This window comes from Nesterenkonia halobia, from assembly GCF_039536005.1.
Classification (GTDB): Bacteria; Actinomycetota; Actinomycetes; order Actinomycetales; family Micrococcaceae; genus Nesterenkonia; species Nesterenkonia halobia.
The window spans coordinates 23,032-46,166 of the sequence record NZ_BAAAYG010000018.1; the positions used below are offsets into that span (position 1 = coordinate 23,032).

General features: G+C 73.1%; 19 protein-coding genes and 2 tRNA genes. 10 read left to right on the forward strand and 11 right to left on the reverse strand.

The window, feature by feature from the left end:
- Positions 1-2,244, forward strand: coding sequence for a helicase-associated domain-containing protein (locus ABD652_RS13675; protein ID WP_344722336.1), 2,244 nt, complete (start codon positions 1-3; stop codon positions 2,242-2,244).
- Entirely contained in the window at positions 2,241-3,887 is a 1,647-nt protein-coding gene (locus ABD652_RS13680) for a DNA repair helicase XPB (protein ID WP_344722338.1), read from the forward strand. The genes ABD652_RS13675 and ABD652_RS13680 overlap by 4 nt, the downstream gene beginning before the upstream one ends.
- A gap of 93 nt (positions 3,888-3,980) precedes the next feature.
- Here the strand turns inward: ABD652_RS13680 and ABD652_RS13685 are convergent, their stop codons facing one another.
- Positions 3,981-4,952: a hypothetical protein gene (locus ABD652_RS13685; RefSeq protein ID WP_344722340.1), complete on the reverse strand. Its 972-nt coding sequence runs from the start codon at positions 4,950-4,952 to the stop codon at positions 3,981-3,983.
- Positions 4,953-5,234: 282 nt separating this feature from the next.
- Here ABD652_RS13685 and ABD652_RS13690 point away from each other — a divergent pair, with 282 nt between their 5' ends.
- Positions 5,235-5,966, forward strand: a complete 732-nt coding sequence (locus ABD652_RS13690; RefSeq protein ID WP_010524479.1) for a response regulator transcription factor — start codon at positions 5,235-5,237, stop codon at positions 5,964-5,966.
- Positions 5,967-6,009: 43 nt separating this feature from the next.
- On the forward strand, positions 6,010-7,551 hold the full coding sequence (locus ABD652_RS13695) for a sensor histidine kinase (RefSeq protein WP_344722344.1): 1,542 nt from the start codon (positions 6,010-6,012) through the stop codon (positions 7,549-7,551).
- Positions 7,552-7,727: 176 nt separating this feature from the next.
- On the opposite strand, the gene groL is transcribed toward ABD652_RS13695, so the two are convergent.
- The 3 genes from groL to ABD652_RS13710 form a co-directional block, all read right to left on the reverse strand.
- Positions 7,728-9,380 (reverse strand): chaperonin GroEL, encoded by a 1,653-nt coding sequence (gene groL, locus ABD652_RS13700; protein WP_344722346.1) that lies wholly within the window; start codon positions 9,378-9,380, stop codon positions 7,728-7,730.
- A gap of 303 nt (positions 9,381-9,683) precedes the next feature.
- Positions 9,684-10,310, reverse strand: a complete 627-nt coding sequence (locus tag ABD652_RS13705; RefSeq protein ID WP_344722348.1) for a LytR C-terminal domain-containing protein — start codon at positions 10,308-10,310, stop codon at positions 9,684-9,686.
- 112 nt (positions 10,311-10,422) lie between these two features.
- Entirely contained in the window at positions 10,423-10,770 is a 348-nt protein-coding gene (locus tag ABD652_RS13710; protein WP_344722350.1) for a DUF3263 domain-containing protein, read from the reverse strand.
- A gap of 154 nt (positions 10,771-10,924) precedes the next feature.
- On the opposite strand from ABD652_RS13710, the gene ABD652_RS13715 reads away from it, so the two are divergent.
- Entirely contained in the window at positions 10,925-11,611 is a 687-nt protein-coding gene (locus ABD652_RS13715; protein ID WP_344722352.1) for a uracil-DNA glycosylase, read from the forward strand.
- A gap of 52 nt (positions 11,612-11,663) precedes the next feature.
- On the opposite strand, the gene ABD652_RS13720 is transcribed toward ABD652_RS13715, so the two are convergent.
- The 4 genes from ABD652_RS13720 to ABD652_RS13735 form a co-directional block, all read right to left on the reverse strand.
- Positions 11,664-13,793 (reverse strand): threonine/serine exporter family protein, encoded by a 2,130-nt coding sequence (locus ABD652_RS13720; protein WP_344722354.1) that lies wholly within the window; start codon positions 13,791-13,793, stop codon positions 11,664-11,666.
- A 185-nt stretch (positions 13,794-13,978) separates the two neighbouring features.
- Complete coding sequence (gene cutA / locus ABD652_RS13725; protein WP_344722356.1) at positions 13,979-14,383, reverse strand: divalent-cation tolerance protein CutA; 405 nt, start codon at positions 14,381-14,383, stop codon at positions 13,979-13,981.
- 120 nt (positions 14,384-14,503) lie between these two features.
- Positions 14,504-14,577 (reverse strand) — tRNA-Val (locus ABD652_RS13730).
- A gap of 123 nt (positions 14,578-14,700) precedes the next feature.
- Positions 14,701-15,390, reverse strand: a complete 690-nt coding sequence (locus ABD652_RS13735; protein WP_344722358.1) for an SDR family oxidoreductase — start codon at positions 15,388-15,390, stop codon at positions 14,701-14,703.
- Between the two features lie 171 nt (positions 15,391-15,561).
- On the opposite strand from ABD652_RS13735, the gene ABD652_RS13740 reads away from it, so the two are divergent.
- Genes ABD652_RS13740 through ABD652_RS13750 form a run of 3 tightly spaced genes read left to right on the forward strand, consistent with a single transcriptional unit; the run spans position 15,562 to position 17,233 of the window.
- A complete protein-coding gene (locus tag ABD652_RS13740) occupies positions 15,562-16,146 on the forward strand; it encodes a helix-turn-helix domain-containing protein (RefSeq protein WP_344722360.1) in 585 nt (194 codons plus the stop codon).
- Positions 16,143-16,925 (forward strand): AzlC family ABC transporter permease, encoded by a 783-nt coding sequence (locus tag ABD652_RS13745; protein WP_425574593.1) that lies wholly within the window; start codon positions 16,143-16,145, stop codon positions 16,923-16,925. The genes ABD652_RS13740 and ABD652_RS13745 overlap by 4 nt, the downstream gene beginning before the upstream one ends.
- Positions 16,922-17,233, forward strand: a complete 312-nt coding sequence (locus ABD652_RS13750; RefSeq protein ID WP_344722362.1) for an AzlD domain-containing protein — start codon at positions 16,922-16,924, stop codon at positions 17,231-17,233. The genes ABD652_RS13745 and ABD652_RS13750 overlap by 4 nt, the downstream gene beginning before the upstream one ends.
- A 289-nt stretch (positions 17,234-17,522) precedes the next feature.
- Here the strand turns inward: ABD652_RS13750 and ABD652_RS13755 are convergent, their stop codons facing one another.
- The 3 genes from ABD652_RS13755 to ABD652_RS13765 form a co-directional block, all read right to left on the reverse strand.
- Positions 17,523-19,097 (reverse strand): DHA2 family efflux MFS transporter permease subunit, encoded by a 1,575-nt coding sequence (locus ABD652_RS13755; protein WP_344722364.1) that lies wholly within the window; start codon positions 19,095-19,097, stop codon positions 17,523-17,525.
- Positions 19,098-19,334: 237 nt separating this feature from the next.
- A tRNA-Thr gene (locus ABD652_RS13760) sits at positions 19,335-19,410 on the reverse strand.
- Positions 19,411-19,480: 70 nt separating this feature from the next.
- Positions 19,481-20,422 (reverse strand): DsbA family protein, encoded by a 942-nt coding sequence (locus ABD652_RS13765; protein ID WP_344722366.1) that lies wholly within the window; start codon positions 20,420-20,422, stop codon positions 19,481-19,483.
- Between the two features lie 301 nt (positions 20,423-20,723).
- On the opposite strand from ABD652_RS13765, the gene ABD652_RS13770 reads away from it, so the two are divergent.
- Positions 20,724-22,262 carry an alpha,alpha-trehalose-phosphate synthase (UDP-forming) gene (locus ABD652_RS13770; protein WP_344722368.1) on the forward strand — a complete coding sequence of 513 codons (1,539 nt, stop codon included), beginning with the start codon at positions 20,724-20,726 and terminating at the stop codon, positions 22,260-22,262.
- Positions 22,259-23,131, forward strand: a complete 873-nt coding sequence (gene otsB, locus ABD652_RS13775; protein WP_344722370.1) for a trehalose-phosphatase — start codon at positions 22,259-22,261, stop codon at positions 23,129-23,131. The genes ABD652_RS13770 and otsB overlap by 4 nt, the downstream gene beginning before the upstream one ends.
- Positions 23,132-23,135 lie beyond the last annotated feature (4 nt).

The window sequence follows — 23,135 nt, forward strand, 5'->3', positions numbered from 1 at the left end:
ATGTCCGCGCGCCCGCTCGGCATGGCCCCGCTGGCCCGGCTGCTCGCCCGTCGCGACGACGACGAGCTGGCCGCGCTGCTGACCTCCCGCCCCGATCTGCTCCGCCCCGCTCCCGCCGATTTCACCGGTCTGGCGGTGCGGGTGCAGTCGGACATGAGTCTGCGCCGCTGCCTGCAGCATCTCGACGCCGCGCAGCTGGCGGTGCTCGGCGAGGTCGCCGCGGCCGTCGAGCGCGACGCGGCCCCGGAGCTGCCCGCCGACGCGCGCACTGCGCGGATCCTCGCCGAGCTGCGAGCGCGCGGGCTGGTCTTCGACCGCGCCGAGGACGAGGCCGGCTCCGCCGATGCCGACGCCACGGCTGCGGCCGACTCCGCACGGCCGACTGTCGCGGCGAACCTGCTCGGCGTGCTGGCCGACCTGCCGCGGCCGCGGCGGGTCGGCGAGACTCCGCTCGATCCGCCGACCGCCGCCGCGGCGGCGACGGTGCCGCCGTCGCTGGTGCGCAACGGGGCGCTGGCCGCCGTCACCGAGCTGCTCAGCGCCGTCGAGGATCTGCTCGGCGTGCTCGCCGAGACCCCGGCGGCGACGCTGCGCACCGGCGGCGTCGGCATGCGCGAGCTGCGCCGGCTCACCGTCGCCCGCGGCGCGGCGACCAAGCCCGGCGACGCCGACGTCGGCGAGACCGGCTGGCTGCTGGAGCTCACCGCCGCGGCGGGGCTGATCGACCTCGACGTCGACTCCGACCGCTGGGCGGCCTCCCGTCTGGCCCGCCGCTGGCTGCAGGCGCCGCGCCATCGCCGCCACCAGCTGCTCGTCTCGGCCTGGCTGCTCGCGCCGCGCTCCCCGCTGCTGGTCCGCGGCCCGCATCCCACCGCGCGCCCGGCTCCGACGCTGACGGCGGAGCGCCAGCGCGGCGACGCGACGACGCTGCGGATGCGGCTGCTCGCCGCCGCCGGACGGCTCACCGAGGAGGCGTCCTCCGCGTCCGCCTCCGACGAGGCCGCGGAGAAGCCGCCGCAGCTCTACACGCTGCGGATGCCCGACGACGCCGAGCCCGGCGCGGACGCACTGGCCGGCCCGCTGCTCGAGCGGCTGGCGTGGGAGGCACCGGTGCCGACGGACCGGGTCTCCGGCGTGCTGCCGCCGATGGTCCGCGAGGCCGAGCGGCTGGGCCTGCTGGCCGCCGGAGCGCTGAGCACTTTCGGCCGCGCGCTGCTCGACGGCCTCGCCGCCGACTCCGCGGAGGAGCCCGACGATCCCGGATCGCTGGCCCGCGGCGCCGCCGCGCTGGCCGAGCGGCTGGCCGAGAGCCTGCCGCCGCTGGTCGAGCAGGTGCATCTGCAGTCGGACCTCACCGCCGTGCCGCTGGGCGCGCCGACCCCGGACCTCGCCGCGCGGCTGGACCAGCTGGCGGAGAAGGAGACCCGCGGCGGGGCCCCGACGTACCGCTTCACCGCCGCCTCGCTGCAGCGCGGCCTCTCCGCCGGCTGGACCGCCGAGGGCATCCGCGCGTTCCTCGCCGCCCATGCGACGGCCGAGCCGCCGTCGTCGCTGACCACGCTGATCGACGACGCCGCCCGCACCTGGCGCGGCGTGCGGATCGGCGGCGCCTCGGCCTGGCTGCTGGAGTCCGACCCCGAGGCCCGGCAGGCGCTGCTCGACCACCCGGAGCTGCGGCGGCTCGGCCTGCGCCCGCTGACTGAGCAGGTGCTGGTCTGCGACGCCTCCCCGGCCGAGCTCTCCCGGACGCTGAAGGGCGTCGGCGTGGCCGCCGTCGACGACGACGCGCCCGCGGCGCCGAGCGGGTCCGCCGCGGGCGCCGCCGAGGCCCGTCCGGCCGAGGAGTCGGCCGCGGCGTGGAGCCTGATCGCCTCGCCGTGGCAGCGCACCCCGGTGCGCACCCTCTCCGCCGACGCCGACCCGGCCGCGGTCCGCCGCGCCGTCGCCGATCTGCGCGCCGGCCGCGGAGCCTCCGGCGCGGCGGCGGTGACCGAGGATTCCGACGTCGTCGCCCTGCTGCGCACGGCGGTGCGATCCGGCCAGCCGGTCCGCCTGCACAGGGTCGACACGCAGGGCCGCGAGCATCCCGCCCGCGGCGTGCCCACGGCGCTGAACGCCGGGCGCGTGCGGCTGCGCACCGCCGGCGGCGAGGAGGCGGTGCTGCTGGTGCATCGGATCACCGCCGCCACCCTCGACGACGCCGCGAGCACGCCGGAGCCCCACCACCGTCAGGAGGCGCGATGAGCGGAGCGCTGATCGTCCAGTCGGACAAGACCATCCTGCTGGAGGTCGACCACGACGACGCCGACGCCGCCCGCCGGGCGGTCTCGGCCTTCGCCGACATCGAACGCGCGCCCGAGCACATGCATACCTACCGGATCACTCCGCTGGGGCTGTGGAACGCCCGGGCGGCGGGGATCGACGCCGAGTTCGTCATCGACACGCTGCTGAACCACTCGCGCTTCCCGGTCCCGCACGCGCTGCTGGTCGACGTCGCCGAGACGATGAGCCGCTACGGCCGGCTGCGACTGGAGCAGGATCCGGTCCACGGGCTGGTGATGCGCGGCGTCGACGCGGCCGACGTCGAGGAGGTCTCCTCCGCGACGGCGGTGGCCCCGTTGCTCGGCCCGCGGATCGACGAGACCACCGTCGCCGTCCACGGCCAGGCCCGCGGGGACCTGAAGCAGGCGCTGGTGCGGCTGGGCTGGCCGGCAGAGGACGAGGCCGGGTACGTCGACGGCACTGCGCATCCGATCACCCTGGAGCAGGACGGCTGGAACCTGCGCGGCTACCAGCAGGAGGCGATGGACAATTTCTGGGCCGCCGGCTCCGGGGTCGTGGTGCTGCCCTGCGGGGCGGGCAAGACGCTGGTCGGCGCCGGCGTGATGGCGGTGTCCTCGACGATCACGCTGATCCTGGTCAACTCCACCGTCTCGGCCCGGCAGTGGAAGGACGAGCTGCTGCGCCGGACCTCGCTGACCGAGGACGACATCGGCGAGTACTCCGGCGACCGCAAGGAGGTCCGCCCGGTCACCATCGCCACCTACCAGGTGCTGGCGGTCAAGCGCGGCGAGCTGCACCCGCATCTGGAGCTGCTCGACCAGCATGACTGGGGGCTGATCATCTACGACGAGGTCCACCTGCTGCCGGCGCCGATCTTCCGCCGCACCGCGGATCTGCAGGCCCGCCGCCGGCTCGGGCTGACCGCCACGCTCATCCGCGAGGACGGCCGCGAGCGCGAGGTCTTCTCGCTGATCGGGCCGAAGCGCTACGACGCCCCGTGGAAGCAGATGGAGGCCCAGGGCTGGATCGCCCCGGCCGACTGCACCGAGATCCGGGTGGATCTGCCGCGGGCGGTGCGGATGGAGTACGCCTCCGCTCCGGACCGGGAGAAGCATCGGCTGGCCGCGGCGACCGAGACCAAGGACGACGTCGTCGCCCGGCTGGTGAAACGGCACACCCACCGGGGCGAGCAGATCCTGGTGATCGGCCAGTTCGTCGAGCAGCTGCAGGCCCTCGGCGAGCGGCTGGACGCGCCGGTGCTGACCGGCTCGACGTCGACCGCCCGGCGGCAGCGGGCCTTCCAGCAGTTCCGCGAGGGCGAGGTGGACGTGCTGGTGGTCTCGAAGATCGCGAACTTCTCGGTGGACCTGCCGCAGGCCTCAGTGGCGATCCAGGTCTCGGGGACGTTCGGCTCGCGGCAGGAGGAGGCCCAGCGGCTGGGCCGGCTGCTGCGCACCGACGCCGCCGACGAGGGCAAGCGCGCCCATTTCTACACGCTGGTCGCCCGCGACACGGTGGACATGGAGTACGCGGCCAAGCGGCAGCGCTTCCTCTCCGAGCAGGGCTACGGCTACACGATCCTCGACGGCGACGACATCGTCTGACCCCTCCCCCTCTGCGATGACTCCGTGGCACGTGTGGGAATACGCCCGCTTTCCCACACGTGCCGCCGAGTCATCCTCTGGTGCGGCGGGGCGTCACGGGCCGTGGAGCAGCCTGTCGACGCGGCGGACCACGCGGCGGAAGCGATCGCGGAGGTCCTCGACGTTCACCGTGACCACTGTCCAGCCGTCGTCGCGGAACGCCGCGTCCCGCGTGCGATCGCTGGCCTGCTGCGCGGCCGAGAAGTGCCCCTCGCCCTCGTACTGCAGCACGACCTTCTCCTCCTCGTACCCCAGATCCCCCGACCACGGACTGCCCGGGCACGGACGCACCTGCAGCCGGGGCTCGGGGAGCCCGGCGTCGACGAGCGCCAGGCGCAGCAGCGTCTCCGGGCGCGAGTCGGCCCCCTCCCGGATCAGCTCCAGCGCCTCGCGCCCGGCGACGATGCCGCGGGTCTTCCGATGGTCGCCGACCAGCGTCCGCAGCGACGCCGGCGTCTCCCAGGGCTGCTCGCGCCCGTCGAGCGCGGGGTTCGGACGCCGGATCAGTTGATCGCCGAGCGCGACCAGGTCGTGGAGCGGAAGCATCCCCATCAGGTCGAAGCAGGCCCGGCCCGGACGCGAGACCTGCAGCCCGTCGACGTCGACCACCTCGCCGTCCTCGACGACGACGGCGTGCGCGACGAGCCCCGGAATCCGATCCGTCGACGACGAGGACTCAGCACGACTGACATGCAGCGGGCGGGTGCCGTCGAGCCACGGCGGCAGCGGCAGCCCCCACAGATGGGCCGCCGTCGCGTGGCTGAACCACATGTCGGGGCACTGCTGCTGCAGCGCGTGCAGCAGGCTGAGCAGATCGGCGTCGACGGGGGCGAAGCGACTGTCCTCCGCCGCCGCGCCGCATCCGGCCGGCCGTGCGTCGGAGGACGCCAGGCGGTAGAGCCCCCGCCCGACACGCTCGACGTCGCGCGCTCGCAGCCGGTTCGGCGAGACGCCGAGCGCCAGAGCCCGCGACCGCGGGAAGATGCCGGAGCGGAGCTCCTCGGGGAGCGGACGGGGAGTGCGCATATCCGGCATCCTCGGCGCCGTCGCCGTCGGCCGCGACTGCGCGCCGTCGTGCTGTGCACTGCTCGGCGCGTCGTCGCCCCGACTGCGGCACCTGTGCAGGACCCCGCCCACCCCGGGCGATGACTCCGTGGAACGTGTGGGAACGCGCACGCTTTCCCACAGTTTCCGCCGAGTCATCGCAAAGGGGGAGGCGGCAGGCACCAGGGGTTGGGCACCCGACCCATACCGGACATACAGTACTCGTACAGACAATGTCCAGAAATCGGAGGGACACTGGGGCCCGTGAGTGACAAGACGCCTGAAGCCAAGCTGCTCGTCGTCGACGACGAGCCGAACATCCGTGAACTCCTCGCCACGTCCCTGCGCTTCGCCGGGTTCGAGGTTGCGGCGGCGTCCACCGGTCGCGAGGCCCTGGACTCCGCGGAGCAGTTCCACCCGGACCTCGCAGTGCTCGACGTGATGCTGCCGGACATGGACGGGTTCACCGTCACCCGACGGCTGCGCGCGGCCGGCAAGCATTTCCCGGTGCTCTTCCTGACCGCCCGGGACGACACCGACGACAAGATCACCGGACTGACCGTCGGCGGCGACGACTACGTGACCAAGCCCTTCTCGCTGGACGAGGTCGTCGCCCGCATCCGCGCGGTGCTGCGCCGCACCGCCCCCTTCGAGGACGAGGACGCGGTGCTGACCATCGACAACCTCGAGCTCGACGACGACGCGCACGAGGTCCGCCGCGCCGGCGACATGATCGACCTCTCCCCCACGGAGTTCAAGCTGCTGCGCTACCTGATGATGAACCCCAACCGGGTGCTCTCCAAGCAGCAGATCCTCGACCATGTCTGGGAGTACAACTTCAACGGCGACGCCTCGATCGTCGAGTCCTACATCTCCTACCTGCGGCGGAAGATCGACTCGGGCGCCGAGGGCGCGCCGATGATCCAGACCAAGCGCGGCGTCGGCTACGTGCTCCAGACCTGGGAGCGCCGCCAGCGGGCCCAGGGCCTGGCCTGATGCCGAGACCGGCCCGCACCGCCGCCGTCGAGGCCGCGGCGGCATGATCACCTCTCCCTGGCACGCCGTCGCCCGGACCTGGCGGCGGGCCAGCCTGCGCACGCAGCTGGTCGCCATCATCTCCGGACTGCTGGTGCTGACCCTGGCGGTGACCACCTTCGTCTCGGCCTCGCTGTTCCGGCAGGAGCTGCTGCGCAATCTGGACGAGGACCTCTACGCCAACCGCAACAACATCTCGATGTACCTCACCCGGGTCTCCAACGCCGACAGCGCCGAGGAGCGGGCCGAGGAGCTCTCCATCCTGCGGTTCTACGGGGTGCTGCTGACCAACGACGGCGAAAAGGTCCCCGGAGCGTCCACGCATCCGGCGGTGCCCGGGCGCGACCTGCCGGACCTGCCGACGATGACCGACGAGGAGGTCCTGGAGCTCGGCGGGGAGTCGATCAACGTCCCCGGCACCGAGCCGGACTCGCGCGGCTGGCGCGTGAAGTTCTACCGGCTGGAGTCCGGCGAGAACTCGATCGCGATCGCGCTGAAGCTCGACACCGTCGAGACCTCGGTGGAGCGCGCCATCTTCCTGGTGGCCACCATCGGGCTGCTCGCCACCCTCGGCGCCTCGACGATCGCCTATGCCGTGGTGACCCGCGCCTTCAGACCGCTGATCCAGGTGGAGAAGACCGCCGCGGCCATCGCCGGCGGGGACTTCTCCGAGCGCGTGCAGACCACGGCGCCGCCGGACACCGAGATCGGCCGGCTCTCCCGCTCGCTGAACGCGATGCTCGAGCACATCGAGGCGGCGTTCCGGGCGAAGTCCGACTCCGAGGAGAAGATGCGCCGCTTCATCCAGGATGCCTCGCACGAGCTGCGCACTCCCCTGGTGACCATCGGCGGCTTCTCCGAGCTCTACCGGCACGGCGGGCTCGACGAGGAGGAGAAGGTCGAGGAGGCCATGGGACGCATCGAGTCCGAGGCCAAGCGGATGTCGCAGCTGGTCGAGGACATGCTCCACCTGGCCCGGCTGGACGAGCAGCGTCCGCTGCAGTCCACCCCGGCGGACCTGAACCTCATCGCCCACGACGCCGCCACCGACCTCGGCGTGAACAGCCCCGACCGCGAGGTCCGGGTGGTCGGCCTCGACGGCGGACCGCCGCGTCCGGCGCCGGTGTTCGGCGAAGAGGGCAAGATCCGCCAGATCGTGACCAACCTGATCACCAATGCGCTGCGCTACACCCCGGAAGGCTCCCCGCTGGAGCTGGCCGTGGGCACCGAGAGCCTGATCCGGGGGCGCACCGACTCGGTGCTGCAGGTCCGCGACCACGGCGAGGGCATCTCCGACGAGGACGCCGCGCGCATCTTCGAGCGCTTCTACCGGGTCGACACCTCCCGCGACCGCGGCACCGGCGGCACCGGCCTGGGTCTGGCCATCGTCGCGGCCATCGCCGCCCAGCACGACGGCACGATCCGGCACAGCGAGACCGAGGGCGGCGGGGCGACGATGACGCTGCGGCTGCCGATGGTCGAGCCCGAGGACCAGAGCGACCACGAGTCGGACTACTCCGAGGCGGACGACGGCTCGCTGAGCTGACCTGACGGCCGCCGCGCCGTCGCACCGCCGGCCGTCGCACCGCCGCCGTCGCACCGGCCGGCCACCGCGCGCCCCCGACCACACAGCAGAGGCCCCGCAGGATCGCTCCTGCGGGGCCTCTGCGCGGTGCGGACTCAGCCGACGGCCGGCTCAGCCCGCGCGGCGGGCGCCGATGATCACATCATGCCGCCCATGCCGCCCATGCCGCCCATCGGGTCCATGCCGCCGCCCTCGGCGCCGGCACCCGCGGCGTTCTTCTCCGGCTTGTCGGCCACGACCGCCTCCGTGGTGAGGAACAGCGACGCGATCGACGCGGCGTTCTGAAGCGCCGAGCGGGTCACCTTCACCGGGTCGTTGACGCCGGCCTCGAGCAGGTCCTCGTACGCGCCGGTGGCGGCGTTCAGCCCGGTGCCGTCCGGCAGCGACTTGACCTTCTCGGCCACGACGCCCGGCTCCAGACCGGCGTTGATGGCGATCTGCTTCAGCGGGCCCTCGACGGCGAGCTTGACGATGTTCGCCCCGGTCGCCTCGTCGCCGGTCAGCGAGAGGTTCTGGAAGGCCCGGGCGCCGGCCTGCAGCAGCGCCGCACCGCCTCCGGCGACGATGCCCTCGTCGACGGCGGCCTTGGCGTTGCGCACGGCGTCCTCGATGCGGTGCTTGCGCTCGGAGAGCTCGACCTCGGTGGCCGCGCCGGCCTTGATGACCGCGACGCCGCCGGCCAGCTTGGCCAGCCGCTCCTGCAGCTTCTCCCGGTCGTAGTCGGAGTCGCTGTTGGCGATCTCCGCCTTGATCTGCGAGACGCGGCCGGCGATCTCGTCGGCGTCGCCGGCGCCCTCGACGATGGTGGCCTCATCCTTGGTGACGACCACCTTGCGGGCGGTGCCCAGCAGGTCGAGAGTGGCGCTCTCCAGCTTCAGGCCGACCTCCTCGGCGATGACCTGGCCGCCGGTCAGCACGGCGATGTCGGCCAGCATGGCCTTGCGGCGGTCGCCGAAGCCCGGGGCCTTGACGGCCACGGACTTGAAGGTGCCCTTGAGCTTGTTGACCACCAGCGCGGCCAGGGCCTCGCCCTCGACGTCCTCGGCGATGACCAGCAGCGGACGGTTCGACTGCATGACCTGCTCGAGGACTCCGATGAGGTCCTTCACGTTGGAGATCTTGGAGTTCACGATCAGGATGTACGGGTCGTCGAGGACCGCCTCCTGGCGCTCGGAGTCGGTGACGAAGTAGCCCGAGAGGTAGCCCTTGTCGAAGCGCATGCCCTCGGTGAGCTCCAGCTCCAGACCGAAGGTGTTCGACTCCTCGACGGTGATGACGCCTTCCTTGCCGACCTTGTCCAGCGCCTCGGCGATCAGCTCGCCGATCTGCGGGTCGGCCGCGGAGATCGAGGCGGTGGCCGCGATCTGCTCCTTGGTCTCGACCTCCTTCGCGGACTTGAAGAGCTCCTCGGTGACCGCCTCGACGGCCTTGTCGATGCCGCGCTTCAGCCCCATCGGGTCAGTGCCGGCGGCCACGTTGCGCAGCCCCTCCTTGACCAGGGACTGGGCCAGCACCGTGGCGGTGGTGGTGCCGTCGCCGGCGACGTCGTCGGTCTTCTTGGCGACCTCCTTGACGAGCTCGGCGCCGATCTTCTCGTAGGCGTCCTCGAGCTCGATCTCCTTGGCGATGGAGACGCCGTCGTTGGTGATCGTGGGAGCGCCCCACGCCTTCTCCAGCACGACGTTGCGGCCGCGGGGGCCCAAGGTGACCTTGACGGCGTCGGCGAGGCTGTTCAGGCCTCGCTCGAGGCCCCGGCGGGCCTCCTCGTCGAATGCGATGGTCTTAGCCATGTCGGCACGTGTCCTTCCTGGACTGCGGATGGTGTGATTCGGACGTGTTCGCGTCAGAAGGGTCGAACCTCGCCAGATGCCCGCGACGGACGGCCGCGCCTCCGCGTCACCGGAGGCGCACTTCTCGGCCTCACCTGTTCAGGTTCATCCCACTCCTGCCTGAGGCCGCCGGGCGAGGACGACGCCGGGCAGTCGGCCCGACGCCGACGCGTCGCCTGGCAGTCTCATACAGTGAGTGCCAGCTCAATATTTAGCACTCTGCCCAGGAGAGTGCAAGCTGTCGCCGGGCCGCGGCCCGGCTCCTCACTCGGCCTGTTCCTCGCCGACGACCAGCGCCACGACGCTCCAGCTGGTGTTCTCCTCGACGGTCTCGACGCCGTACGCCTCCGCCAGGTCCTGAGCGTGCTCCTGCTGCCCGCTCGGGTAGTAGATCACCGGAGTCTCGACCTCGCCCCAGGAGTCCTCCCAGGAGGCGGTGCTGGTGACGTTGTACTGCATCTCGGCCAGCCGCGCCTCGACGTCGTCGAGCCCGCCCTCGGGCAGGCCGGCGTCGATGATCTGCACCGGAGTCTCGGTGTCGGCGGCGGTGGGCGTCTCCTCGGCGGCCCCCTCGTCGGACCCCTCGCCGTCGGAGGAGCCCTCCCCGGACTCGCCGTCCGCGGCGCCCGAGGCCTCGCCGGCGGGCTCGGCCTGCTGCTCGGCGGCGTCGTCGCCGGCGAAGGGCACCCAGTCGTCGGGCAGGCGGGGCAGCACGAAGTAGCTGAAGGCGCCGACCAGCAGCGCGAAGACCGCCAGCAGCGTCACCCAGCGCAGCGCGGCGCCGCCGCGCCGCTGCTCCGTGCCCGGAGCTGCGGCCCGGTGCTTGCCGATCCGGCCGTCCGCATAGGGCGGCACCTCGTCGAACTGGTCCTGCGGATGATGCTGGGTCATCGTCGTCGCGTCCTCACCACGTGCGCGTCATCAGTGTCACCGGTCCCTCGCCGGTGCGGCCCGGCGGCCGTCGGCGACGTCCGTGACGCCGCCGGGATCCTCGTCCTCCCGCTCATCGTCGCGAGGCCCGGCCCCGCTGGCGCGCGTCGCGCTGCCGGCGCAGCCGCTTGACGAGCATCGGGTCGTGGGCCTGGGCGGCCTCCGCGTCGATCAGTCGGTTCAGCACCTGGTGGTAGGCCACCGCCGAGATCCCCAGCCGGTCGCTGATCGCCTGGTCCTTCGCGCCGGCGTACTTCCACCATTGGCGCTCCAGGTCCAGGATCTGCCGCTCCTGCTCGGTGAGCTGGCCGGCGCGCCGCGGGGTCGTCGACTCGGCCGGCGACTCTCCCGCCTCCGCGCTCGGCGGCTCGGCGTCCGGCGAGGTCTCCAGGATCGCGTCCGCGGATCCGGGTGCGCTCATCGGGGCCTCCTCCTGACTGGTCGGTGCACCGCCCATCCTACGGCGCGGCGGCCGACGGCGGCGGCATCCCCGCGCTCTGTGTTCGCCCTCGGCCTCGCGACGGCCTCGCCGCGGCCTCGCGACCGCGCCCTCGAGGGGCCTAGGCTGGAGCGCGATGGACCTGCACACCGATCTGATCGCCCCGCTCGACCCCGGCTGGGAGCATGCCCTGGCTCCGCAGCAGGAGGCCTTCGACCGCGTGCGCGCCGAGGTCGCGCGCCGGCGCGCCGCCGGCGAGCATGTGCTCCCCGAGCCGCCCGACGTGCTGCGCGCCTTCCGGCAGCCCTTCGACCAGGTCCGGGTGCTGATCATCGGGCAGGACCCCTACCCCACCCCCGGGCATCCGATCGGGATGTCCTTCGCCGTCGCCCCCGACGTCCGCCCGGTCCCGCGCAGCCTGCAGAACATCTACGCGGAGCGGCAGGCCGACCTGGGCCTGCCGCCGGCCGAGCACGGGGATCTGCGTCCCTGGGCCGGCCAGGGCGTGCTGATGCTCAACCGGGTGCTGACCGTCGCCGCCGGCTCGTCGGCCTCGCACCGCGGGATCGGCTGGGAGCAGATCACCGAGGCCGCCGTCCGCGCGCTGGTCGCCCGGGGCACGCCGCTGGTCTCCATCCTCTGGGGAGCCCAGGCGAAGTCGCTGCAGCCGCTGCTCGATGCCGGCGAGCACACGGCGGTGCTCACCAGCTCGCACCCCTCGCCGCTCTCGGCCCGCCGCGGGTTCTTCGGCTCGCGGCCGTTCTCCCGGGCGAACGCGGCGCTGCAGGCGATGGGCGCCGAGCCGGTCGACTGGTCGCTCTAGCGACGTCGCAGGCGCCGATGCCCGCGCCCGAAGCCCGGGCGACGGAGCCGCGCTATCGCCGTCGGGCCCGCTCGCGCTCGTTGGACGGCAGCCCCGTGGTGAACCGGCGCATGATCACATCGCCGAGCACGATGCCCGCGGCGATCGACATGATGATGATCATCGCGTTGAACAGCTGAGTCAGACCGCCCATCATGAACGTCGTCGTCGACCCCATCGCGATCTGGTACATGCCGCGGAAGATCATCAGCCCGGGCAGCATGAACATCATCGCCGGCACGGCGATCACCAGCTGCGGGGCGCCCATGCGCAGCGCGACCACGCGCCCCAGGGCCCCGACGACGGTGCCGCCGATGACCGGGATGATGCGTTCGCCCAGCCCGATCTGCTCGCCGGCGAAGTAGGCCAGGAAGCCCAGCGCGGAGATCACTCCGGTGGGCAGCAGCATCGTCCAGCGGGTCTGCTCGACGACGGCGGCCGCCACCGCCGCGCAGAAGACCAGCCCCACCAGCACCGCCGGGTGATAGAGCCGGTGCATCGGCACCGCGACGTCGATCTCCGGGGCGCCGAACAGATCGGCGACGACGACGGCGGCCATGATGCCCGCGGTCATGCCGGCGAAGGCGATCATCGCCGAGACCAGGCGTCCGGCGGCGGTCAGCGGGAAGCCGTTGATCCCGTCCTGGATGGCCGAGACGATCCGTGCCGAGGGCAGCAGGATCATCAGCCCGCCCGACACCACGATCGACGGCGCCACCGGCGCGCCGAGCCCGAAGGCGCCCATCGCGATGGAGGTGGCGACGAACCCGCCGGCGGCCAGGCCGTAGAACTCCGGCACGCGCCAGGCCGCCAGCCGCCGCGTGGTGCCCAGCACCAGCAGCGTCGCCGTGAAGCCCAGCGCCGCGTCGAGCACCGGGGCCCCGAGGTAGGCGGCGAAGAAGCTGGCGAAGATCGCGCCGCAGACGGTGGCCATCCACCGCGGATACGGCTTGGGATCGTGGGTGACCTCGTGCAGCCGCGTCGCGGCCTCGGCGCGCGTCATGCGCCCGGCGCTGATGTCGCTGACCAGCCGGTGCACCGCCGCCAGCGACTTGAAGTTCCCCGACCAGGACCGGACCACCCGCACCCGCGAGTACGGGATCTTGCCCTCCGGGGCCCAGTTCAGGCTGATCGACTGGTTGGTGATGTCGACGTCGGTGTTGGACATGCCGAACGCGGCGGTGACCGCGATGATCGAAGTCTCCACCTCCAGGGCGCCGGCGCCGTAGCGGAAGAGCGTCTCGCCCAGGTCCAGGACGAAGGAGATGGTGGCCAGCTCGTCGGAGTCCACCGGCTGATCGGCCTGGCGGACGTTCTCGAAGGGCGTGCCGGTCAGCTGCGCGACCAGCGGCACCGACGTCGTCGGCGGGCCCTGCGGGCGCATGATCCGCCGGAAGAACATCTGCGGCGAGACCTTCTGCTCGAAGACGCTGCGGTCGAACAGCGGCGCCTTCTTCAGCGGGTCGGGCAGCTTCTGCTTCAGCCGCGAGGGGCGCAGCACCGAGCCGCGCCGGATCGGCTGCGTCGCCGGCGCCTCGGCCGGGACCTCGGCGGCGGAGCCGGCGCCGTCGCCGGGCTCGCCGCCGTCGGGACGCTCGCCGCCCGCCGAGTCGTGACCGGGCACGACGCCGGGCATAGCACCGGGCATGCCGCCGGGCATGCCGCCGCTCCAGGGCTCGTGCCGAGCCTCCGACGGAGCCTCCGGCTGGCCGTCGGTCCACCCCTGCACCGGCGAGGAGCTGCCGGTGGGGAAGGGTTCGGCGGCCGGGGCCTCGCCGCCGTCGGCGCCGGGCTGCTCGTAGAAGGCGTCCGGGGCGAACTCGTGGCGGGCCGCCTCGGCCTCGTCCTGCTCCTGGAGCCGCTCCTCGGCGGCCTCGGCGTCGTACTCCTCCCATTCCAGGGCGGCCTCGGCCTCGCGGGAGGCCTGCCAGGAGGAGGCGATCGAGCCGGTGAGCGCGCGCACCAGCCCCGGGCCGTCCTCGTCGTCCTCCGTCGCCGAGGCCGGACGGACGACCGGGATGAGCGTGGTCTGCGGGTCAGGTCCGCTGATGACGGGGTCGATGGCCTCGGGCTCGTAGTCCTCGGCCGCCGTGCGCGGCTCCCGGTCCTCCGTCGGCTCCCGACGCTCCTCGTCAGCGGCCACCTGCCCCTCCTTTCCTCTGCTGGTCGCGGCGCGCCGGCGGCGCCCTCCTCGACACGATCCCGTCCGCGGCCTCCGCGCGACGGGGCGCCCGAGCCTTCCTCGGGCGCCGATGTTCAATGTACTGCCCCGCGCGTCTCCGCGGCGGACACGACGCCGTCGCTCCCGGCGAGCCGGCCGCCGACGCCTCAGCCGGCGGCGACGCTCTCGGCCACCCAGGCCAGATACGACGGCGAGCCGTCGATGATCGGCAGCACGACGAGCTCGGGCTCGTCGTAGGGGTGCTCGGCCTCCAGCAGCGTGCGCAGGCCGTCCACGGCGGCGGCGGTGGTCTTCATCGCCAGCAGCTGCTCAGGCTCCTGCTGCACGGCGCCGTCCCAGGCGAAGACGCTGCGCACCTCGCTGGTCTGCACGCAGGCCGCCAGCCCGGCGGCGACGACGCGCCGGGCCAGCTCATCGGCCCGGGAGGCCGAGTCGACGGTGGTCTGGGCGACGACGTGCTGCGCGGCGCTCTGCTGCACGGCGCTCTCCTGCGCAGCGCGCTGCTGCGCGGCGGCGGGGTCGCGGGGCGTCTCCTCCGGCATGGTGCTCATGGCCCCAGTGTGCCGCCTCCTCGCCGGAGGCGACCAGCAGGACCGATCGACGCGACCGCGGCACGGGGCGTCGAGAGACGCGAAGAGCCCGCCGGGGACCGACGGGCTCTTCGAAGGGGGTGGATCCGAATGGACTTGAACCATCGACCTCTCGCGTGTGAGGCGAGCGCTCTGACCAACTGAGCTACGGATCCGCGCGGCGCTCGTCGCGGCGCGAGCCGCGGACGATTGCCAGAAAAGCCTAGCACCGTCGAGGCCGCGAGGGGAAACCGGGGGCCGCGGAGGCCCCCGGTCGTGACGAGGATCTCGAAGGCGGGTCAGGACAAGGCGTCGGCCAGCGGGGTCTCGCCGTCGACGAAGTTCACCGTCTCGCGCCGCGCCGCCCCCGTGCGCAGCACGTGGACGATCGCCTCGGCGACGTTCTCCCGGGAGGCGCCGGGCAGCTCGGCCGGCGGCTCGGAGCCGTCCAGCGGACGCCCGGCGGAGTCCAGCGGCCACAGCGCCGACGTCGCCGGCTCCAGGGTCAGCCGCCCGGGGCCGAGGATCGTGTAGTCCAGCCCCGTGCCGCGCAGGTGCTCGTCGGCGTCGTGCTTGGCCTGCGCGTAGGGGAAGAAGGAGGACTCGCGGTCGAGGGTCTCGACGTCGGTCTCGCTGCGCGCGTAGGAGACCATCACGTACCGGGGGACGCCGGCCTGCTCGGCGGCGTCCATCGAGCGCACCGCCGCGTCGTGGTCGACGGCACGGGTCCGCTCGGGGTTCCCGCCTCCGGCGCCGGCGGAGAAGACCACGGCCGCCGCGCCGGCGAAGACCTCGGCGAGCGCGTCGACGTCGGCCTGCTCGATGTCCAGCAGCACCGGGTTCGCGCCGGTCGCGGCGACCTCGTCGCGGTGCTCGGGATTGCGGATCAGCGAGTCCACCGCATAGCCGGCCTCGACCAGCTTCGGGGCCGCCAGCAGGGCGATCTTCCCGTGTCCGCCCAGGATCACCACTCGCGTCTCGTCAGCCATCGTCTCCTCCTGCGAAGTCTGCTGCGCCGTCGCGACTACGACGGCACCGGGCACAACAGCAGCACGGCGCCACTATTCCGGGCGCGGACCGGCCGAGGACCTGTTGTTCGATCCATCGAACGTATGGCAGGATCAGCGAACGATTCATGATGCGGAACTGAGGGAGGGACGATGACCGAGACGCCGGAGGAGCCGGGCGACGACGGCGGCGCGCCGCTGATCCGCATCGCCGCGGCCGTGCAGACCGAACGCCGACGGGCCGGCCTGTCGCTCAGCGAGCTGGCCCGGCGCGTCGGGCGGTCGAAGTCGACGCTGTCGCTGCTGGAGTCGGCCTCCGGCAACCCGAGCGTCGAGACGCTCTGGGCCATCGCCGCGGCGCTGGAGATCCCCTTCGCCCGACTCGTCGAGGCCCCCGCCCCCGAGCCGCGGATCGTCCGGGCCGGGGAGCGGCCGGAGGTCCGCGCCGAGCATGCCGACTTCGCCGCCTCCCTGCTCAGCGGCGGGCGACCGGAGGCGCGCCGCGACCTCTACGTGGTCACCCTCGAGCCCGGCGAGCTCCGCGACGCCGAGCCGCATCCGCGCGGGGCGCTGGAGCACGTCGTCGTCGGCGCCGGCCGGGTGCGCCTCGGCCGCACCGAGGAGCCGGTGGAGCTGGGGCCCGGCGACTATGCGATGTTCCCCGGCGACGCTCCGCATCGCTACGAGGCGCTGACCGCCGGAGCCTGGTTCGTGCTGGTCATGGAGCACCCGGCATGAGCGCGACGACCGACGCCGCGCACGCCGCCCGCGCCGGCCGGCGGATGCGGCCCCGCCTGACCCCGGCGACCCGGACCGGACTGTCCATCGCCGCGGCCGTCTCGCTCTACGGACTGTCCTTCGGCGCGCTCTCCGCCGCGGCCGGGATGACCTTCTGGCAGACCGTCGCACTGTCGGCGCTGCTGTTCTCCGGAGGCTCGCAGTTCGCCTTCATCGGGATCCTCTCCGGCGGCGGCGCCCCGGCGGCGGCCCTGGGGGCCTCGACGCTGCTCAGCGCGCGCAACACGCTCTACGGCGTGCAGATGAAGGCGCTGCTGGATCCGCGCGGCGCACGACGGCTGCTCGCCGCCCAGCTGACCATCGACGAGACCGCGGCGACGGCGATGAGCCAGTCGACCGACGCCGAGCGGCGCCGCGGCTTCTGGGTCACCGGCGTCGCCTGCTACACCGGGTGGAACCTGGCGACGGCGGCCGGGGCGCTGCTCGGCGACGTCGTCGGCGAGCCGGAGGCTCTGGGGCTCGACGGCGCCGTGGTCGCGGCCTTCCTCGCGCTGCTCTGGCCGCGGCTGCGCGGCGCCGAGCCCTGGGCGCTGGCCGTGGTCGCCGCACTGGTCACCGCGCTGACCATGCCGACGCTGCCCGCCGGCGCCCCGGTGCTGCTGGCCGCCGTCGTCGCGATCGGCTGGGGACTGGCCTCCCGGCGGCGCGGCGACGCGGGACCAGAGGAGGCGTCGAGCGACTCTCCGGACGACGCCGCGACCGAGGAGGCCCGCCGATGACGCTCTGGCTGTGGGTGCTGGCCGCCAGCGCCGCCGTCTACGCGACCAAGCTGGTCGGCCATCTGGTCCCCGGCGCCTGGCTGCGCCACCCGCTGGTGGGCCGCATCTCGGGGCTGATGACCGTCGCCCTGCTCGCCGCGCTGGTCACGATGAACACTGTCGACGGCGACGACGGCCTGGCCTTCGACGCTCGGCTCGGCGCCCTGGCCGCCGCGGCCGTCGCCCTGCTGCTGCGGGCGCCGTTCATCGTCGTGGTGCTCGTCGGCGCGGCCGCGGCGGCCGGGCTGCGCCTGCTCGGCCTGAGCTGAGCTCGGTCACGCGCGGACATTTCGACACATACGTATTGCGTAATCGAGCATCCCGTCGCTAAGGTGGATCTCACTTGGCTGCGACGGGGCCCGCTCGGTGCGGGCGGGCCCCATTCCCACCCGGGATGCCCGACCTCAGCGACGGAGACGCCGGACCTCCGCGCATTCCTCAGTCGACCCGCCTCCCCTCCGGGAGCCGGACCGACGACATGGACAGGGCCCGGCAGGATGATCAGCACATCCTGCCGGGCCCTGTCTCTGTCCGGGCGCCCCCTCGACCCGCGGCCGGTCAGCGCACCTGCTCGGCGACGCCTCCGCCCGAGCCGGGCTCGCCCTCGACGGCCTCGTCCGCGGAGCCCTCCTCGGGCGCCTCCTCAGCTGGCTCCTCAGGAGACTCCTCGGTCGCGCGCAGCGTCAGCCCCAGCAGCAGCGTGCCGATGCTCATGATCGACGCCGTGCGGAACGCGGTCTGGAAGCCGGCGATCTGCGCCTCGTCCGCGGCGGCTCCGCCGGAGGCCGCGGCCGCCGCGCCGATCCCCATGACTGCGACCAGCAGGGCGGTGCCGGTGGCCCCGGCGAGCTGCTGCAGCGTGTTCAGCAGCGCCGAGCCGTGCGAGTACAGCGGCTGCGGCAGCGGGTTCATCGCCGTGGTGAAGGCCGGGGTGAAGAGGAAGGCCAGGCCCAGGCTGAGCATCAGATGCAGCCCGAGGACCAGCCAGATGCTGCTGCCCGCGCCGAGCAGGCTCAGCAGGAACATCGCGACGACCAGCAGCCCGGCGCCCGGGCCGACCAGCGGCTTCGGGCCGACGCGGTCGTAGAGCCGGCCGACGGTCGGCGCCAGCAGCGCCATCAGCAGGCCGCCCGGCAGCATCAGCAGTCCGGTCTGCAGCGTGTCCATCCCGCGGGCGGTCTGCAGGTAGAGCGGCAGCATGATCAGCGCGCCGAAGAGCGCGATCATCATCAGCAGCATCATCAGCAGCGACCGGGTGAACATGCTGTAGCGGAAGGGCTGGAGGTTCAGCAGCGCGGTGCCGTGCGACTGCAGCCGGATCTGCAGCAGCGTGAACGCCGCCAGGAAGAGCGCCCCGAAGATCAGCACGACGACGGCCACCGGGTCGACGGAGACGCCGTCGGCCGCGCCGGCGCCGTGGCCGCCACCGCCCAGCTGGCTGATGCCGTAGACCAGCCCGCCGAAGCCGGGCACCGCCAGCAGCAGCGAGGGCACCGAGAGCTTCTCGGACCCGCCGCCGCCGTCGGAGGACAGCCGCGGCCGGCCGAGCAGCAGCGCGGCCGCGGCGATCGGCAGGATGGTCAGGAAGAGGAAGCGCCAGTCGGCGAAGTGCAGGATCGTGCCCGACAGCGCCGGGCCGGTGGCCGGAGCCACGGAGATGACGATGGCGATGTTGCCCATCACCACGCCGCGGCGGTGCAGCGGCACCAGGGTGAGCACTGTGGTCATCATCAGCGGCAGCACGATCGCCGTGCCGGCGGCCTGGACCACGCGTCCGACCAGGAGCATCGGGAAGCCGACGGCGGCGCCGGCGACGGCGGTGCCGATGACGAAGAGGCTCATCGCCAGGGTGAACGTCGCCCGCAGGCTCAGCCGCTGCATCAGCCAGCCGGTGGTGGGGATGACCACCGACAGCGTCAGCATGAACGCGGTGGTCAGCCACTGCACCGTCGACTCGGCCACCTGGAACTCCTCCATCAGCGGCTGCAGCGCGACGTTCATGACGGTCTCGTTGAGGATCATCACGAAGGCCGACACCAGCAGCACGCCGATGGTCAGCTTGTTCCCGGCGGACAGCCGGTCCGGCGCGGCCTCGGCCGGCGGCGGGTCGGAGGGGCTGGTCTGTGCGCTCATAGGGCCTCCAGGCAAGAGTGGTCGCCGGCCGCACGCGTCCTGCCCGGACCCGGGCGCAGCCGGGGTGCGGCGATGCGGTCGGAAGAGTCGACGAGGGCCCGCTCCCGGGACGCGGCGGCGTCCGGCCGCGCGGGCGGCGTCCGTTCCACGCGGTATCAACTGGAACGCGTCGTTCCCTATTCCCGGGCCGGTCGACGTCGGCGAAACGGCCCGCCCGCGAGCGCGGACGGGCCGATGTGGAGCCCCCTGCCGGGTTCGAACCGACGACCTGCTGTTTACAAGACAGCTGCTCTACCTGCTGAGCTAAGGAGGCGCGGCGCATCGCCGGAGTCCGATACTACCGGCGACGCGCACGCGGGGACCAGTCCGGTCCCCGAGACTGCTCACTCCTCGGAGGAGTCTCCGCCCGAGCCGTCGCCCGAGCCGTCACCCGAGTCTCCGCCTGAGTCTCCGCCCGAACCGTCGCCGGTCTCCGAGCGGTACTCCTCGACGATGCCGCCGGCCCACTCGCCGAAGGCCTGCTCGGAGTCCTGCCAGTTCTGGTCGCCGATGTAGACCGTCGGAGTGCCCTGCACTCCGACCTCGGAGGCCTGTTTCGTGGTGTAGGAGACGAAGGCGCGGTAGGTGTTGTTCTCCACCGCATCGGAGATGTCCACGCCGAAGCTGTCCCGGGCGATGCCGATCAGCTCGTCGTCCGACAGCTCGCCGGAGGGCTGGTGGGTGACCACCTGCTCCAGGTAGGCCAGGTAGTCCTCCGGCGACTCGACCGCCATGGCGGTGATCGCGTTGGCCGCCCGCGAGGAGTAGTTGGTGGTGGAGTTGCCGTCCAGCATGCCCAGCATCCGGTACTCGACGGTGATGTCGCCGTCCTCCAGCCACTGCTTGATCTGCTGGCCCTGCGAGGACTCGAAGTTCGCGCAGTGCGGGCAGTTCGCGTCGACGTAGAGGATCATGTGCGGCGTCTCGCCCTCCTCGCGCGGCTCGGCGCCGGGCACCGGGGCCTCGGAGTCGCCGGAGCCGGGGACGTCGGACGCGTCGACGCTGCCCATGTCGGCGCCGTCGGCGAGCTCGGCGGCCGAGGTCAGCGTGATGCCGCCCTGCTCGTTGGCGATCGCCGGCGCCTCACCCTCGGAGGCGGAGAAGTCCTCGCCGTCGCCCGGGCGGTTGAGCACGAAGAAGGCCAGCCCGGCGACGACGACGAGCGCCACCACCACGACGCCGACGCGCAGCAGCACTGAGGCGCCGCGCTGGCGGCGGTGTTGCTCCTGCTGGATCCTGCGGGCCTTCTCGCGGGCATTCTCGCCCGAGGGCTGGTTACGAGCCATGTTCTCTCCGATGGGTCTGGGACGATGCTCTGTCGTGCTGGATCGCATGCCCACCCCGGCACGGACCGGGTCGGGACGGCCGACGCCGCCGGGGTCGCCGACGGGGCACGGGGCCAGGGTAGCGTCTCGACCTGCATGGCCGCCGCCGAGCCCCCGGAGAGAGTCTGGGCGCGGACCGGGCCGCGGAGCGGCACGACGGGCTCATCCGGGTAGGCTGGGCCGCAGAGCCCGCGACGGACGTCACCGAGGTGGCGCGCCCGGCTCGGCCGGCGTCGCCCTGCGAGGAAAGGGGATCGGAACGATGACCACGACGCAGCAGGACCGATACGACCACGGCTACGACTTCGTGGTGGTGGCCAACCGACTCGCCGTCGACCGGGTGACCGACGAGGACGGCACCACCGGATGGCGCCGCTCCCCCGGCGGACTGGTCACCGCCCTGGCACCGGTCATGGCCGAGTCCGACGGCGCCTGGGTCGGCTGGCACGGAGCCGCCGACGAGCAGCTCGAGCCCTTCGACCACGCCGACATGCACCTGGTGCCGGTGCCGCTGAGCGGCCAGGAGGTCGAGGACTATTACGAGGGATTCGCCAACGCCACGCTGTGGCCGCTCTACCACGACGTCATCGCCCGCCCGGAGTTCCATCGCCACTGGTTCGAGGCCTACCGACGGGTGAATCGCCGCTTCGCCGAGGCCGCCGCCGCCGTCGCCGCCGAGGCCGCGACCGTCTGGGTGCAGGACTACCAGCTGCAGCTGGTCCCGCAGATGCTGCGCGAGCTGCGTCCCGACGTGACCATCGGCTTCTTCAACCACATCCCGTTCCCGCCGCCGGGCCTGTTCTCCCAGCTGCCCTGGCGACACTCGGTGCTGCGCGGCGTGCTGGGGGCGGATCTGATCGGCTTCCAGCGCGAGTCCGACGCGCGCAACTTCCAGCAGGCGGTCCGCCACCGGCTGGGCCACTACATCAAGTCCGACCGCATCCACGTGCCGGCCGACTCCCGCGCCACCGACGAGGGCTCGCCGCTGGTCGGCTTCGACGCCGACCCCTCCCGCGGCACCGCTGCCCGCCGGTTGTCCGCCCCGACCGCCGAGGACGGCGAGCATCACATCGCCGAGGCGCGGGCCTTCCCGATCTCCATCGACACGCAGAAGATCGTCGAGCTGGCCGAGCGGCCCGACATCATCGCCCGCTCGCAGCAGATCCGCCGGGAGCTGGGCGACCCGGAGACGGTCTTCCTCGGCGTGGACCGCCTCGACTACACCAAGGGCATCCGGCACCGGATGAAGGGCTACGAGGAGCTGCTGCAGGACGGCGACCTCTCCGTCGGCCAGGCCTGTCTGGTCCAGGTGGCCAGCCCGTCGCGCGAAGGCGTCGAGTCCTACCGGGTGCTGCGCGAGGAGATCGAGGGCACTGTCGGGCGGATCAACGGCGAGTTCGACACGCTGGCCCACACCGCCATCCGCTATCTGCACCACTCGTATCCGGTGGAGGAGATGGTCGCGCTCTATCTGGCCGCCGACGTCATGCTGGTCACCGCCCTGCGCGACGGGATGAACCTGGTGGCGAAGGAGTACGTGGCCGCGCGGAAGTCCGGCACCGGCGTGCTGGTGCTCTCCGAGTTCACCGGAGCCGCCGACCAGATGCGCCAGGCGCTGCTGATCAACCCGCACGACGTCGACGAGCTCAAGGCCGCGATGGTCACCGCGGCGACGATGGACCCCGCCGAGGCCCGCCGCCGGATGCGCAGCCTGCGCCGACAGGTGGTGTCGAACAACGTCCAGCGGTGGGCCCGGGACTTCCTGGGCCGGCTGGCCGACCTGAAGGCCGCGGCACGATGAGTCCCGCCGCCGACGCGCCGGCCGATCCGGCCGGACCGGTCGAACCGCCCGAGGCGCTCCGCGCTGCGGTCGAGGCGCTGGCCGTCCGCCGGCCGACGCTGGTCTGCCTGGACTTCGACGGCTGCGTGGCCGAGCTCGCCGACGACCCCGCCGCCGTGGCCCCGGTTCCGGCCAACGCCGCGGCCGTCGAGCGGCTGGCCGCCCTCGACGACGTCGTCGTCGCCTATGTCTCCGGGCGGCCGCTGGAACAGCTGCGCGCGCTGGCCGCCCCGCCGGCCGGCGTGCTGCTGGTGGGCTCGCACGGCGCCGAGCAGGACCTCGGCGCCGACGCCGCGCCGCTGCAGCTCACCGCCGCCCAGCGGCGCACCCGCGAGCAGGTCCTCGAGCTGCTCGAGGAGCTGGCGAACCGGGTGGACGGCGCGCTGGTCGAGCGAAAGCCGGCCGGCGCGGCGCTGCACGTCCGCGCCGTCGCCGACGCCGCGGCCGCCGAGGCGCTGCTCGTCGAGGCCCACGAGGCCGCGGCCGCCGTCGACGGCGCCCACCCGAAGGACGGCAAGATGGTCGTCGAGGTCCCCGTCGTGCACGCGACCAAGGGCGAGGCCATCCGGACGCTGCGTCGGCGCACCGGCGCCGCGGCGGTGTTCTTCGCCGGCGACGACGTCACCGACGAGCAGGGCTTCGCCGTGCTGGGCGACGACGACGTCGGCGTGAAGGTCGGCACCGGCGAGACCCTGGCCGGCCATCGGATCGCGGCCCCGAGCGACCTGGCCGGCGTGCTCGCCGCGCTCGCCGCGCGGGCCGAGGCCCGCGGGGCGGACGCCCCTCCCCGTTCGACACCGACCCGTCCCGGCGCCGCGCCGGACGCATGAGGAG